Here is a 13,750-nt window from a genome sequence, read left to right as displayed (position 1 = left end):
TGGCGCGCGGATGAGTACCACTCGGCGATATGCGATTGTCGGATGCGGCATGATGGGCCGCGAGCATATGCGCAATCTGGCCTTGGTGCCTGGCGCCGAGTTAGTCGCGATTGCAGACCCTGATGTCGGCTCGCGCGATGCTGCCCAAGAGCTGGCAAGCAGATTGGGCCAGCGCATCGAAGCTTTCGCGGATACCGCCGAGATGCTGGATGCATCTTCCCCCGACGCCGTTATCATCGCATCGCCCAATTTCACGCATCATGCGGTTTTGAAAGAGGTCATGCCACGTGGGCTAGCGATCCTGGTTGAAAAGCCGCTGTGCACGACGGTCGAACATGCTGAAGAGATTGCGGCACTGGCGGCTGACTTTCCCGCGCTATTTTGGGTCGGTCTGGAGTATCGCTACATGCCGCCGGTCGCGCGGTTTATTGAGCGTGTGCACGGCGGCGAAACGGACGATGTGCGGATGATGTATATTCGCGAACACCGCTTTCCCTTCTTGCCCAAAGTGGGTGACTGGAACCGGTTCAACCGCAACACAGGTGGCACTTTGGTTGAGAAGTGCTGTCATTTCTTCGACCTGATGCGGCACACTTTGCGCGACGAGCCGGTTCGGATTTTCGCAAGCGGCGGACAGGATGAAAACCATCTGGAAGAGCGCTATGGTGGCGAAGTCCCGGACATTCTCGACAATGCATTTGTGACGGTGGATTTTGCGCGCGGAGCGCGGGCCGTGCTGGACCTGTGCATGTTTGCCGAAGGGGCAGAGCAGCAGGAAGAGATTTATGCTTTGGGCGCGAAGGGGCGGCTGGAGGTGCAAATCCCTGCTGCGAACGTCACTTGGTCACCGCGGGACAAGAGCGGGCCGGTTGTGGAGCATGTCGCCACGCCCCCGGATGCGTTGGCCGCAGGCGATCACCACGGCGCGACCTATTTCCAACTGCTCGACTTCCACAGCGCTCTGGTGTCTGGCGGTTCTCCCAAATTGAGCGCCGTTGACGGTTTGCGCTCGGTTCAAATGGGCGCAGCGGCACAGCAATCAATTGCAACCGGATTACCGGTGGAACTTGATTTTCTATCTTCAGGAGAGAGCATTGGCTGACACTTTGCCCCCGATCGGCTTCGGCTTTTGGAAGGTCGCACGCGAAGATGCGGCCAATGTCGCCTATGAGGCGATTGCGGCGGGCTATCGCCACCTCGATTGCGCGGCTGACTATGGCAATGAAATCGAAGTGGGGCAGGGGATCGCGCGAGCTATCGCGGATGGCCTGGTGACCCGCGACGAACTGTGGATCACGTCCAAGCTCTGGAACACTTTCCATGCGCCGGAACATGTCGAAGAGGGGTGCCGCAAGTCGCTTTCGGACCTGGGGCTAGACTATTTCGATCTTTACCTGATCCATTTCCCGATCGCGCTGGAATATGTGCCGATCGAGACGCGTTATCCGCCTGAATGGGTGCATGATCCCGATGCCGAAAGCGGGATGAAGCGCGCAAAGGTGCCTCTACAGGCGACATGGGGGGCAATGGAGACGCTGGTGGAGAACGGCCTCACCAAGTGGATCGGCGTGTCCAACTACAACAGCGGTCTGATCCATGATCTGATGAGCTATGCAAATGTTCAGCCTCACACGCTTCAGATCGAAGCGCATCCCTATCTGACGCAGGAGCGCTTGATCCGGCTGGCCAAGGACTATGGAATCGAAGTGACAGCGTTTTCGCCGCTGGGCGCGCTGTCTTATGTCGAGCTGGATATGGCCGGGCAAGGGGACAGCGTATTGACTGAACCTGCTGTGCTGTCCGCGGCGCAGGCGCATGGCAAAACGCCGGCACAGATTGTGCTGCGCTGGGGTGTGCAAAGAGGCACTGCGATCATTCCCAAGACGTCCAAGCCTGAGCGGATGCGCGAGAACCTGAACATCATGGACTTCGCGCTTAGCAACGACGAAATGGACGCAATTTCAGAGCTCAACCAGAACCACCGCTTCAATGATCCGGGCACGTTCACAGAAGCGGCCTTCAACACATTCCATCCGATCTATGACTGACTTTCCCGCCATCATCGATGGAGGGGGCGACCTCTCCGAATTTTTGTCTGGCAACAAGAGCGCGGTTGATGCGGCGCTTGCCGATGCGGGCGCGCTGCTGTTCCGCGGATTCGATGTGCCCGACCCCTTGGCTTTCGATACGGCGATCAATGGCTATGGGGAGGCGGGCTTCACCTATGAGGACTCGCTCTCAAATGCAGTGCGCACCAATGTGACGCCGCGCGTATTCACTGCGAACGAGGCACCGCCAACGACTGAGATATTCCTGCATCATGAGATGGCGCAAACGCCGCTCTTTCCAAGCAAGCTGCTTTTCTACTGCGAGATTGCACCGGGTGAGGGCGGGGCAACGCCAGTGTGCCGCTCGGACTGGGTGCTCGATCGTTTGAAGGCTCAGACGCCGAGTTTTTACGCCGATTGCCGCGAGCATGGCGTGCGTTATACCAATGTCATGCCGGGCAGCGATGATGCTGGCTCAGGCCAAGGGCGCAGTTGGCGTAGCACGCTGAGCGTCGCGAACCGCGAGCAAGCGGAATCGCGGCTCGCAGAACTAGGCTATGATTGGGAATGGCTGGACAGTGATCTGCTGCGCGCGACCACGCCAGTGCTGCCTGCCATCCGACAGCTTCAGGATGGTCGGGAGACTTTCTTCAATCAACTGATTGCCGCCTATCGCGGTTGGTCGGATAGCCGCAATGACCCGAACCGCGCGATCACGCTAGGCAATGGGGAACCGATTTCAGCGGACGCCATGGCGGATGTGATTGCGATCGCTGACGAGTTGACTGCCGATATTGCTTGGCAAGCGGGCGACGTGGCTTTGATCGACAACTGTACGGTGATGCATGGGCGCAGGCCGTTTGCGGGCAAGCGCCGCGTGCTGGCCTCGCTGATCAGCTAACGGCTGGCTTCCTAACCGCCATCACCCATGCAGCCAGGTTCGCCGCGACCAGCAGTCCCATCAACAGGCTGAATAGCGCGGAGACGCCACCGCCACTGGCCAGCCCAAGGGGTGAGAAAATCAGATACAGCGCCACTACGCCTGACAAAAGCGTGAAAGCGGTCGGCCGGGCAAAGCGCCATGGCGTCATGTCGACTTCATGGCGGTTGACAGGCTGATAGGGCCTCTCGCGCGGCTGCCAATATCCTACCGCCAACATGATGCCGACTTCAATCACGAACAGGACGGCGTATTGGTGGATGAAATGTAGCGTCACGACATCGTCGAACACGAACCGCAGCAGGCCGTACGCCGTAACATGGAAGATGATCACGAGTTTTGCGCCCAGCGCCGGAACGCGCGCTGTGAACAGCCCCATGATCACGATCACCACCGTGGGGATATTGTAGAAGCCGGTGAATACACGCACCACTTGCCATAGGCCTTCCTCAGCGAAGTAGAGCAGTGGTGCAACGGTGAAAGAAAACAGTGCGATCACAACACTGGCGATCTTCGCCACTCGCACCAGATGGGCGTCGCTCGCCTGCTTGCGTGAAGGTGCATAGATGTCGAGTGTGAACAGCGTTGCCGCACTGTTCAGTAGCGAATTGAACGAACTGAAAACCGCGCCCAACAGCACCGCCAGGAAAAGCCCACCGAGATAGGCTGGCAGTAAGTCTGAAACGAGCCGCGGATACGCCTCGTCGATCGATCCAAATCCAGGGCCATAGAGATGGAACGCGATCACACCCGGGATCATCATCATTAACGGCACCATGATCTTAAAGAAGCCGGATACCAGCACGCCCTTCTGACCCTCTGCTAGGGACTGTGCGCCCAATGTGCGCTGGATCACATATTGGTTCGTGCACCAGTAAAACAGATTAGCGAAGATCATCCCGGTGAAGATCGTGCCGAAGGGTGTCGGGTCAGTGCTCGATCCGATCGCATTCAGCTTTTCCGGGTGATCGCTGGTTAAGCGTGAAAGCCCGTCACTAAGATTACCATCTCCCAATGCGACAAGGCCCAGGATCGGCACCAGCAGGCCGATAAACAGTAGCCCGATACCGTTGAGCGTGTCTGACACGGCCACCGCGCGCAAACCGCCGAACACGGCATAGCCGGCTCCCGTCAGGCCGATCACGATCACTGTCAGCACAAGCGCGGGAAACAGCTCCAGCCCTGAAAGTCCTGGCACGTCGAAGAACTGCATCACGGCGAGCGAGCCCGAGTAGAGCACAGAGGGGATCGTCACGAGCCCGTATCCAAGCATGAACAGCAGCACGGACATGCGCCGTACTGTCGGATCAAACCGTTCAGCCAAGAATTCTGGCAAGGTCATGAACGCGCCGGCAAGGTATTTGGGCAAGAACAGAAACGCCATCGCAACCGTCGCGATTGCCGCGGTTACTTCCCACGCCATGCTCGAAAGATTGTGGCCGTAGGCAGATCCATTGAGCCCGATAAGCTGTTCTGCGGACAGGTTTGTCAGCAATAGTGACCCAGCGATAAAGCCTGCGGTCAGCCCGCGCCCGGCAAGGAAATACCCTTCGCGGGTGTCAACCGAACCGCGCGTTTTACGCCAGCTGATCCATGCGATCAGAGCCATTACTGCGATGCAGGTGACTAATGTGAAGTTGAGCTCCCCACTCATAGATCGCACAACTATGGCAAAAATCTTGCGCTGAACACCTTTAGCTGCCCCAATTCCCTTGCTTGATATCTAATTGCGAACTATTCGCAATAAAGTTCTCGACATTCCAAGTGACAGGCGCTTATTGCCGTCCGAGATCGTAATTCTACTGAGTCGAAGGGATCACTAATGGCCAATCGTTTTGCTGCGGGCATCTTACTTGCTCCGCTTGCTTTGCTGGTAGCGTGTTCTGAAGAACCGAGCGACAGCAACAACACCTTGGTGGTTTACTCGTCACGCCACTACGATTCCGATTACGCGCTCTACGAAGCATTCGAGAAGGCAACAGGCGTCGACGTGCAAGTGGTCGAGGCCGATGGTGATCTGTTGATCGAACGGATCAAGGCAGATGGGGCGAGCAATCCGCCCGATGTCATCATTACAGTTGACTCAGGCCGGCTTTGGAAGGCCGATCAGGAAGGCTTATTCGCACCAATCACTTCTGACATTCTGAATGAACGCGTCCCTCAATCAATGCGGCACAGCAATGGGCATTGGTACGGCATCTCCAGCCGCGCACGTGTGCTAGTCTACGCAAAGGATCGCGTGAGCGAGAGCGAATTGACCGGATACGAAAGCTTGGTTGATCCGGAATTTGCCGGGCGTGTTTGTGCGCGTAGCTCTGGCAACATTTACAATATCTCGCTTCTTTCGGCATTGATTGACCGTTGGGGCGAGGAGCGCGCGCAGGATTGGGCGACCAAGACAGCCGGAAACTTCGCGCGTGATCCGCAAGGCGGCGATAGCGATCAGATACGCGCTGTAGCTGCGGGCGAATGCGACATCGCGTTGGTCAACAATTATTACTATGCACGTATGGCGCTTGGTACGGAGGATGATGTCAGTGGCGTTGCTGTATTCTGGCCGGAAGCCGAACCGGGTGTGCATGTGAACATCTCAGGTGCCGGTGTGGCTGCAAACGCCCGTCATCCAGAGCTGGCCAAACAGTTCATTGAGTTCGCAGTGTCCGACGAAGCACAGCGATTGTTCCCGGAGCTGACCAGCGAGTATCCGATTGTCTCGACGGTAACCTACAGCAATGCGGTGCTTGAGGAACTTGGTACGTTCAAGGCTGATCCGCTTGACGGAACAACGATTGGTTCGCGTCAGGACGATGCGCAGCGTCTGTTTGACCGGGCAGGCTGGCCCTAAGCGGAAAAGGCATTGGCGGTAGCAACGGATCAACACACTGACGACCGTGATGCGCTGCCACAGCGCGTGCTTCATCGACTGAACCCGGCGGTTATCGGTACCGTGCTGGCGGCGCTGTTCGCGCTGCCTATTCTGGCGCTGTTCGCGCTCGCGTTGTCCGGTGACAGGGAATATCTCGTTCACATCGCCTCTACGCGGCTCATTGAGTTTTCGTTCAAGTCCGCCCAGCTTGCGATTCTCTCAGGCTCGATCGCTGCGCTGATCGGTGTTTGCTGTTCCTGGCTGGTCACGCGTTATGAGTTTGCCGGCCGCCGAGCGCTAGGCTGGCTGCTGATCCTTCCCTTAGCGATGCCAGGCTATGTCGCGGCTTACAGCTGGTACGCAATCACAGCGCCCGGCAGCAAGTTCGAGGCCGCGAGTGGCTGGGACCTGCCAACTGTATCAGGTGTTTCGGGTGCAGCGTTTGTTTTTGCGCTGACGCTATATCCTTACGTCTATCTACTCAGCCGAAACGCGATGGAAGCTCACGGACGTTTGACCTGGGACGTGGCGCGAAGCTTGGGCGTGGGTCCATGGGGCGCTTTTCGTAAGGTAACCATGCCGCTGACGTGGCCGGCCGCAGCTGCCGGAACTGCACTGGTGGTGATGGAGGTACTTGCAGATTACGGAGTCGCTGATTTTCTGGGTGTATCGACACTGACCGTCGGGATTGTGCGTGCATGGTCATCATTCAGCGATCCTGCTGCTGCTGCACAATTAGCGGTACTGCTGTTGTTTGGTGCGTTGCTTGCTCTTGGGGGAGAGCGTGCAGCACGCGGGCGGCGGCAGTTCTCATCGACCAATGCAAGTGACAACCGAAACGGTCCACGTCTCCGTCTCAGCGGCTGGCGCGCTATCGGTGCGGCAGCGGTGGCGGCTCTTCCGCTTGTTCTCGGGCTGCTTGTTCCTGCAGGCAACCTTGTCTGGTTGGCGATAGAAACACGCGTATCGCCATCCGTTCTGCCAGCGCTTCAGGGAACATTGCTGCTAGCAACTGCATCGGGAGCGCTCGCCGTGGTCCTCGGACTCACTGCAGCTTACGCGCTGCGCAGCGGCGATGGGATGGCAAAGATATCAGTCCGGATGGTACAAGCCGGTTATGCCGTGCCGGGCGCGGTTGCAGCGATTGCGATCCTTTCTGCGTTGGCGATCACCCAATCTATGATCAACAATGTGACGGGAACCAATGCAGCAATACTGACAGGCGGCAGTATCTTGGCGCTGCTTCTGGCCTATCAATCACGCTTTGCTGCTGTGGCTATCCTGCCCTGCGAAGCTGCGCTGACGAAAGTTCGCCGCGAGCTTGACGAAGCCGCTCGGAGCCTGGGGGCAAGACCGACACAAGTGTTGACCAAAGTGCACATGCCATTGGTTCTGACGGGACTTGTAACAGCGGGACTGCTTGTTGCCATAGAAGTCATGAAAGAATTGCCGGCAACCATGATATTGCGTCCCTTCAGTCTGGATACCTTGGCGGTGACTGCGCACAACTATGCCAGCGATGAACGGCTGGCGCAGGCCGCGCTGCCGGCATTGATCCTGATCGCGATCTGCGTTCCCTTAACGGCGCTCCTCAATCTTGTAAGGCCAGATCAATGAGTGCCGACAAGACAATGATCAGCTTGGTGGGCGTCTCATGCGATCTTGGTGGTCAGCGGATTCTGGACGAGGTTGATCTGGATCTGCGCCGCGGTGAGATCACAGTGGTGCTCGGCCCGTCTGGCGCGGGCAAATCCACTTTGCTGCGAGCGATTGCAGGATTTGAACCGGTGAGCGCAGGGAGTATAACTGCGCCTTCGGGCATGCTTTCATCGACATCTTACACCGCCCCGCCAGAGCATCGCAGGATCGGCTTTGTGGTGCAGAGTTTTGCCCTGTTTCCACATCTAACCGCGCTAAAGAATGTGCGCTTCGGTCTCGACAAGTCTTCTGCGAAAGATGTTGCCCTCAGATGGCTGGAGCGGGTGAAGCTGGCTGATCGTGCAGACGCCTATCCCCACGAGCTTTCGGGCGGTGAACAGCAACGCGTTGCGCTTGCACGTGCGCTGGCGAGAGGGCCAGATGTCGTTCTGTTGGATGAGGCGTTCTCCAGTCTGGATCAGCAACTACGCAAGTCAGTGAGGCGTGAGGCTAAGGGGCTGCTGCGAGAGGCCGGCGCTGCTGTGCTTGCGGTCACCCATGATCCTGACGAGGCGCTGGAGTTCGCGGATACAATTGTTGTGCTTGATGCCGGCCGGGTCGTCCAAACAGGAACGCCCGAAGATCTGTTCTGGCGGCCGCGAAGCGTTGTCGCCGCAAGGCTTCTGGGTGAAGTGAACGAACTTTCCGGTGAATGGGAGAACGGCCAGTTCAGTACCGCGTTCGGGACAATTGAAAATTCTCAAATGGCGTCAGACAGCGCGAAACTGGCGCTCATACGCCCGGCAGCATTGTCAGCGCGAGCGTCCAAAGATGGCGAGTGTGAGGTCATCGATCATGAGCTTTCAGCTGGACGTTCCACATTGATCATAGCGGCAAGAAACGGCCAAACTGTGCGGGTTTCCGGTCAGTTTGACGCTGCCCTGAAGGTTGCAGACAGGGTCGAGATACTGTTCGATTACAGCCGGGTGGGTTGGGCCTGAATCGAGATTTTGCGACTCCTTGTTGAAAAATCAGTTTGTCGAATGACCACAAATTGAGTTAGCTTCCAAATCAGATCCGCAAAAGCGGACTGGGGAATTTGGGAGAGGGTTCAATGAAATTGAAAGCATTGCTGCTGTCTGGCATCTGCGCGGGCACAATATGCACGCCTGCGTTTGCGCAGGATTCGCAATCAGAAGACGATGGTTTTGAAAGCGCTGGTCCGGTCATTGTTGTGACCGCGCAGCGTCAGGCACAAAGCCTTCAAGAGGTTCCAATCGCCGTTAGTGCGTTCGACGCTGAGGCACTGGAATCGCAACAGATCGAAAATGCCAGCGACTTGCAGCTGACACTGCCCAACGTTTCGTTCACCAAAAGCAACTTTACTGCATCAAGCTTCACAATCCGCGGCATCGGCGACCTGTGCGTGGGTGTGAGTTGTGACAGTGCGACCGCGATTCACTTGAACTCTGCGCCGCTGTTCGGAACGCGCCTGTTTGAAACCGAATATTTCGATCTTGAGCGGATCGAGGTTCTGCGTGGTCCGCAGGGCACTCTGTTTGGCCGCAATGCGACTTCGGGCGTGGTCAACGTGGTCAGCGCCAAGCCGGACCTATCCGGCTTCTCTGGACGCGCAGAATTTGAATACGGCAACTTCAACAGCATGAAAGCCAAGGGCATGGTCAATTTGCCGATTGGCGAAGCTATCGGTGCGCGTGTGGCTGGCTTCTATCTGAAGCGCGATGGCTACACAGAAAATCTTTTCGATGGCAACGATATCGATGACCGCGAGATGTATGCAGTTCGCGGCTCTTTGCGCTTCGAACCGGGACCGGACACGACCATTGACCTCATGGCTTATTACTTTGAGGAAGATGACAATCGCATGCGTATCCAGAAGCAGCAATGCCAACGCGACCCCACTGGCGTGCTTGGCTGCTTGAATGCGCGTCGTGATTTCGACAAGACCAACTCGAACTCGACGTTCACGGGTACGCTGGGTTCTTCTGAGTTTCTGGCTGTAAATGGTATTCCTACCAACTTTGGTCTGAACAGTCTTTACGGCCCAGATGCATATGCCAACTTCGATGAGCCGGATGATGTGCGCGTGGTCAACACGCAGTTCACGCCTGAATATTATGCGGATGAATTGCAGCTTCAGGCGCATTTCGAGCATAATTTCGGCAACATTCAGCTTGGGGTGACCGGTACTTATCAGGAAACCAGTGTAGATTCGCGCCAAGACTACAACTTGGGTGTAGGCGAAATTCCGAACGCCCTCTCGGCGTTCTTCTCGCTCGATGCTTTTGCTGCCGGAGCGGCTGATGGTGTTTTTGGTCCTGGTAGTGGAGCCTACTTCCAACCCATCGTCGATGCTTTGTTCGATGGGTCAGGCAATCTATGCGTGTCAGACACCTTGCTAGACGGACGCGGTGCGTTTGAAGGACAGCGGGTTTGTACGCCAGATGGTACGCAGTTTGACCGGTCCAATCAGGAAAACGAAAGCTACTCAATTGAGGCTATCGTCTCGTCCGATTTTGACGGCCCGTTCAACTTCCTGCTTGGTGGTATCTACGCTGACTCCAAGGTTCTGGAAAACAGCTATTACGTGAACGCCTTCGCGATCGATTATATCACTGGTGTGCTCGGTTCGTTTACGGCACTGGGTGCTGGCCTTCCTCCGTCATATCTGGGTACCTCCTATTTCCGTAACAACACACGTAGCTTCCAACTTGAGAGCTTCGGCGTGTTCGCTGAAGGCTACTTCGACGTGACGGATCGCCTTAAGGTGACAGCGGGTATTCGCTACAATGACGACAAGAAAACCATATCGGCGCGTTCGACTCTTGCGAGTTTCCTCAACCCGTATTCGAACGACGGTGACCCATTTGATTCTCCATTTATCGGCACCTTCGATGCCGACCCAGGCATCGCAGGCAACCAGCTGACTGCTGACCGTGAAGTGGGCTTTGATGAAATCACAGGGCGTTTCGTTGTTGATTACGCCATCACGCCGGACAACCATCTCTATGCATCCTATTCACGCGGGTACAAGTCGGGGGGTATCAATCCGCCTCTGCAACCGATTTTTGCGGTGCCGGAATCCTTTGGAGCCGAGACGATCGATGCTTTCGAAATCGGTTCGAAGAATACCTTCGCAAATGGGATGTTCCAGCTCAACGCAACTGCATTCTTTTACAAGTACAAGGATCTTCAGCTAAGCCGGATTATCGCGCGTACATCGGTGAACGACACCATTGACGCAGATATTTGGGGGGTCGAGCTTGAATCCGTTATCCGACCTGACCCGGCTTGGTTGATCAATATGAACTTCAGCTACCTCAATGCAGAGGTCGCTGGTGATCAATTCTTCTCCAATCCGCGTGATCCTGGTGGTGGCGATCCCAATGCGGTGATCATCAAGGATATCACCAATGGTGCCCTGTGTGCCGTTACCGGTCCGTCGCAGGCAGTAACCGCCGGTTTCGTAACGGCTGTAAATGGAAGTCTTGGACTGCAAGGCCCAACCTCGTTCCCAGCCGATGGTAACATTGCTTCAACCGGTGCGTTCAGTATCTGCAGTGTGCTTGACGCGAATGCTCCGGCAGGTCTTCAGGTTCTAAGCCCAGGCGTGCAAGTGAACCTCAAAGGCAACAAGCTGCCTCAGGCACCCACGATCAAAGCATCGGCAGGTATTCAGTATACCCATGAGTTCGATAGCGGCATGACACTGGTACCTCGTTTCGATATCGCGATGACTGGTGAGCAATACGGCAATGTCTTCAACGGCAGTGTCAACCGGCTTGAACCCTTCGTGCAAGCGAACGCACAGATTCAGCTCAATTCGGCTGAAGATCGCTGGTTCGTGCGCGGCTTCGTCCAGAACATCTTCGACAGTGACTCAGTCACTGGCCTTTATGTGACGGACGCCAGTTCTGGTCTGTTCAGCAATATCTTCACCCTCGATCCGCGCCGTTACGGTGTGGCCGTGGGTGTGAATTTCTGATCCGTTATTGGGGGGATTCCTCTCTCCCTGAGGATCAGAATGGGGGGAAGGGCCGGCTTCGTGCCGGCCCTTTTTTGTTTGTCCGGCAAAACTTGAGACGGCTCTATTCTTCGGACAAACTGCGATACTCGCTCCGGAAATAGAGTAACGGATCACCTTCATCGGCAAAGCGGACGTGTTCCACCTGGCCGACCAGAATGGCATGGTCGCCGCCATCGGCCACCGAGTATCTCTTGCACTCAAAGTTTGCGAGAGCATCGCGGATGATCGGGACATCGTGATGCCAGGTCTCGCATTGCGTTTTTGCAAATCTATCGGTGCCCTTGGTCGCAAACCGGTGCGAAAGCTCTACCTGATCACGGGTCAGAACATTTACAGCAAAATGTTCGGCATCCAGCAGCACCTTGGTCGTTGCAGCGGACAAAGCCGGGCAAACGAGCAGCAGGGGTGGGTCCAGGCTAACTGAAGTAAAGCTGTTTGCGGTCAGACCTACGGGTTCCCCATCTGGCGTGCGAGCGGTTACCACTGTCACTCCTGTCGCAAAGCATCCCAATGCGCTGCGCAGAGTGAGCTTGTCCGATCCAGAGTGATAAATTGGTGATGCGGGCGCTTCCATGCGGACCATGTGCGCAGCCATACGCCTTTTTGCAAGCCCGCTATGAATTGATTTGCGGTGCCGGCGTGACCCTAGTTTCCGAACAGCGATTGCAGGAAGCCGCGCCTTTGCGGCTTGGACTGACCGGTAATTTCGTAAAGGTAGTTTGCAAGTAATACGGCCTGATTGCGATCAATCAGTATTGCACGCTCGCGCACTGCCCGATCTTCGTCTTCGGTGCGGTGGGCCGTTTGCAAGTGCAGCACCATCCGTTTTCCAAGATCGTCCATTTTCCAGCCGACCAATGCGCCGGTATCGAGCGGGTCCATCTCTTCATCCCCCAATTTGCGCGCCCAAAGCCATTTTTAGCCGATGACAGTGGCGAGTCCAGTAGCGAGCCGGCTGTCACAATCGCCAAGTCCGTTGTCAGGTTTGTGCTGGCATGGCACTAACTCGGAAAAGCCCCGCCAAGGACCACGAAACGACCGCTGAACCAAGGGAAGAGAAGCAGAATGCTCGATACCAGCTATCGCACCGCCTATAATGAAGATCACGAAGCCTTTCGAGACACTGTCCGCAAGGTCTTTGCGCAGCATCTTGAGCCTGATCTCGACAAGCATGAAGAGGATGGCATCGTCCCGCGTGAGGTTTGGAAAGCGGTGGGCGAAGCTGGTCTGTTATGCCCGACTGTGAAAGAGGAAAACGGCGGGTTGGGGCTCGATTTCGGGTTCAACTGCGTGCTGTGCGAAGAGCTGTCTTACCTTGGCTCGTCCGCCGGCTTCACATTGCAGAGTGACATCACCGCGAATTACTTCGAACGCCTCGGCACAGAAGAGCAGCGCCAAAAATATCTTCCGGGCATGGTTTCGGGCGATATCATCACAGCGATCGCCATGACTGAGCCGGGCGCAGGCTCTGATTTGCAGGGCATTCGCACGACCGCGGTTGAAGATGGCAATCATCTCGTGATCAATGGTTCAAAAACCTACATCACCAATGGCCAGAATGCGGACTGTGTCATCGTAGTTGCCAAGACTGATCCCAGCCAAGGCGCGAAAGGTACCACGCTGGTATTGGTCGACGCAGGCACTCCGGGCTTCGAGCGCGGGCGCAACCTCGACAAGATCGGGCAGCATTCTGCCGATACCTCGGAGCTTTTCTTCAACGACTGCCGCGTTCCCAAGACCAATATCCTAGGCGGTGAAGGGCGCGGGTTCATTCATTTGATGGAAGAACTGCCTCAGGAGCGCTTGGGCATCGCCGTTGGTGCACAGGCGGCCGCGCAACGAGCATTCGATGAAGCGGTGAAATTCACCAAGGACCGCAAGGCCTTTGGCAAAACCGTGTTCGACTTTCAGAATACCAGGTTCACATTGGCGGATCTCAAGGCGAAGCTGCAAGTGGGCTGGGCGCATCTGGATTGGGCGATCAAGAAGCATCTAGCGGGCGAGTTGACGACTGACGAAGCAAGTGCGGCGAAGCTGTGGCACACCGATCTGCAATGGGAGGCGTGCGACACAGCGCTGCAACTGCACGGTGGTGCGGGCTATATGAATGAGTATACCATCGCACGGCTGTGGCGCGATGCGCGTGTGACGCGCATTTTTGGCGGAACCAATGAAATCATGAAGGAAGTGATTTCGCGTTCGATCTGAGG

Annotated in this window: 11 protein-coding genes; 8 read left to right on the top strand and 3 right to left on the bottom strand. The window is 56.4% G+C overall.

Annotation, left to right across the window (positions count from 1 at the left end; genetic code table 11):
- The first annotated feature begins 10 nt into the window (after positions 1-10).
- Genes A6F69_RS00425 through A6F69_RS00415 form a run of 3 tightly spaced genes read left to right on the top strand, consistent with a single transcriptional unit; the run spans position 11 to position 2,949 of the window.
- Positions 11-1,102: a Gfo/Idh/MocA family protein gene (locus A6F69_RS00425; protein ID WP_067596449.1), complete on the top strand. Its 1,092-nt coding sequence runs from the start codon at positions 11-13 to the stop codon at positions 1,100-1,102.
- The gene (locus A6F69_RS00420) at positions 1,095-2,048 is read left to right on the top strand and encodes an aldo/keto reductase (RefSeq protein ID WP_067596448.1); all 954 of its coding nucleotides are present in this window, start codon (positions 1,095-1,097) and stop codon (positions 2,046-2,048) included. Before A6F69_RS00425 ends, A6F69_RS00420 begins: the two co-directional genes overlap by 8 nt.
- Positions 2,041-2,949, top strand: a complete 909-nt coding sequence (locus A6F69_RS00415) for a TauD/TfdA family dioxygenase (protein WP_067596447.1) — start codon at positions 2,041-2,043, stop codon at positions 2,947-2,949. The genes A6F69_RS00420 and A6F69_RS00415 overlap by 8 nt, the downstream gene beginning before the upstream one ends.
- On the opposite strand, the gene A6F69_RS00410 is transcribed toward A6F69_RS00415, so the two are convergent.
- Complete coding sequence (locus A6F69_RS00410; protein WP_067596446.1) at positions 2,942-4,642, bottom strand: solute:sodium symporter family transporter; 1,701 nt, start codon at positions 4,640-4,642, stop codon at positions 2,942-2,944. The two genes, A6F69_RS00415 and A6F69_RS00410, sit on opposite strands and share 8 nt — an antisense overlap.
- A gap of 168 nt (positions 4,643-4,810) precedes the next feature.
- Between A6F69_RS00410 and A6F69_RS00405 the strand changes: the two genes are divergently transcribed.
- From A6F69_RS00405 to A6F69_RS00390, 4 genes are all read left to right on the top strand, one after another.
- Positions 4,811-5,833 (top strand): extracellular solute-binding protein, encoded by a 1,023-nt coding sequence (locus A6F69_RS00405; RefSeq protein ID WP_067596445.1) that lies wholly within the window; start codon positions 4,811-4,813, stop codon positions 5,831-5,833.
- Positions 5,834-5,845: 12 nt separating this feature from the next.
- Positions 5,846-7,471: an ABC transporter permease gene (locus tag A6F69_RS00400; protein ID WP_083984614.1), complete on the top strand. Its 1,626-nt coding sequence runs from the start codon at positions 5,846-5,848 to the stop codon at positions 7,469-7,471.
- Complete coding sequence (locus tag A6F69_RS00395) at positions 7,468-8,493, top strand: ABC transporter ATP-binding protein (RefSeq protein WP_067596444.1); 1,026 nt, start codon at positions 7,468-7,470, stop codon at positions 8,491-8,493. The genes A6F69_RS00400 and A6F69_RS00395 overlap by 4 nt, the downstream gene beginning before the upstream one ends.
- Positions 8,494-8,606: 113 nt before the next feature.
- Entirely contained in the window at positions 8,607-11,498 is a 2,892-nt protein-coding gene (locus A6F69_RS00390; protein WP_067596443.1) for a TonB-dependent receptor, read from the top strand.
- Between the two features lie 103 nt (positions 11,499-11,601).
- Here A6F69_RS00390 and A6F69_RS00385 read toward each other — a convergent pair whose 3' ends face one another.
- Together A6F69_RS00385 and A6F69_RS00380 are read right to left on the bottom strand one after the other, a co-directional pair.
- On the bottom strand, positions 11,602-12,114 hold the full coding sequence (locus tag A6F69_RS00385) for a flavin reductase family protein (RefSeq protein WP_067602096.1): 513 nt from the start codon (positions 12,112-12,114) through the stop codon (positions 11,602-11,604).
- A 71-nt stretch (positions 12,115-12,185) separates the two neighbouring features.
- On the bottom strand, positions 12,186-12,422 hold the full coding sequence (locus A6F69_RS00380) for a hypothetical protein (RefSeq protein WP_067596442.1): 237 nt from the start codon (positions 12,420-12,422) through the stop codon (positions 12,186-12,188).
- A gap of 183 nt (positions 12,423-12,605) precedes the next feature.
- Between A6F69_RS00380 and A6F69_RS00375 the strand changes: the two genes are divergently transcribed.
- Entirely contained in the window at positions 12,606-13,748 is a 1,143-nt protein-coding gene (locus tag A6F69_RS00375; RefSeq protein ID WP_067596441.1) for an acyl-CoA dehydrogenase family protein, read from the top strand.
- Positions 13,749-13,750: the final 2 nt, after the last annotated feature.

This window comes from Altererythrobacter ishigakiensis (genome assembly GCF_001663155.1).
Classification (GTDB): Bacteria; Pseudomonadota; Alphaproteobacteria; order Sphingomonadales; family Sphingomonadaceae; genus Erythrobacter; species Erythrobacter ishigakiensis.
Note: the sequence above shows the minus strand (reverse complement) of the source record. Positions and strands in the feature narration are given on the sequence as shown.

Excerpts from the sequence above, each read along its gene's own strand:
- A6F69_RS00390 (WP_067596443.1), top strand. The coding sequence starts at position 8,607 with ATGAAATTGAAAGCATTGCTGCTGTCTGGCATCTGCGCGGGCACAATA.
- A6F69_RS00425 (WP_067596449.1), top strand. The coding sequence starts at position 11 with ATGAGTACCACTCGGCGATATGCGATTGTCGGATGCGGCATGATGGGC.
- A6F69_RS00385 (WP_067602096.1), bottom strand. The coding sequence starts at position 12,114 with ATGGAAGCGCCCGCATCACCAATTTATCACTCTGGATCGGACAAGCTC.
- A6F69_RS00375 (WP_067596441.1), top strand. The coding sequence starts at position 12,606 with ATGCTCGATACCAGCTATCGCACCGCCTATAATGAAGATCACGAAGCC.
- A6F69_RS00380 (WP_067596442.1), bottom strand. The coding sequence starts at position 12,422 with ATGGACCCGCTCGATACCGGCGCATTGGTCGGCTGGAAAATGGACGAT.
- A6F69_RS00395 (WP_067596444.1), top strand. The coding sequence starts at position 7,468 with ATGAGTGCCGACAAGACAATGATCAGCTTGGTGGGCGTCTCATGCGAT.
- A6F69_RS00410 (WP_067596446.1), bottom strand. The coding sequence starts at position 4,642 with ATGAGTGGGGAGCTCAACTTCACATTAGTCACCTGCATCGCAGTAATG.
- A6F69_RS00415 (WP_067596447.1), top strand. The coding sequence starts at position 2,041 with ATGACTGACTTTCCCGCCATCATCGATGGAGGGGGCGACCTCTCCGAA.
- A6F69_RS00405 (WP_067596445.1), top strand. The coding sequence starts at position 4,811 with ATGGCCAATCGTTTTGCTGCGGGCATCTTACTTGCTCCGCTTGCTTTG.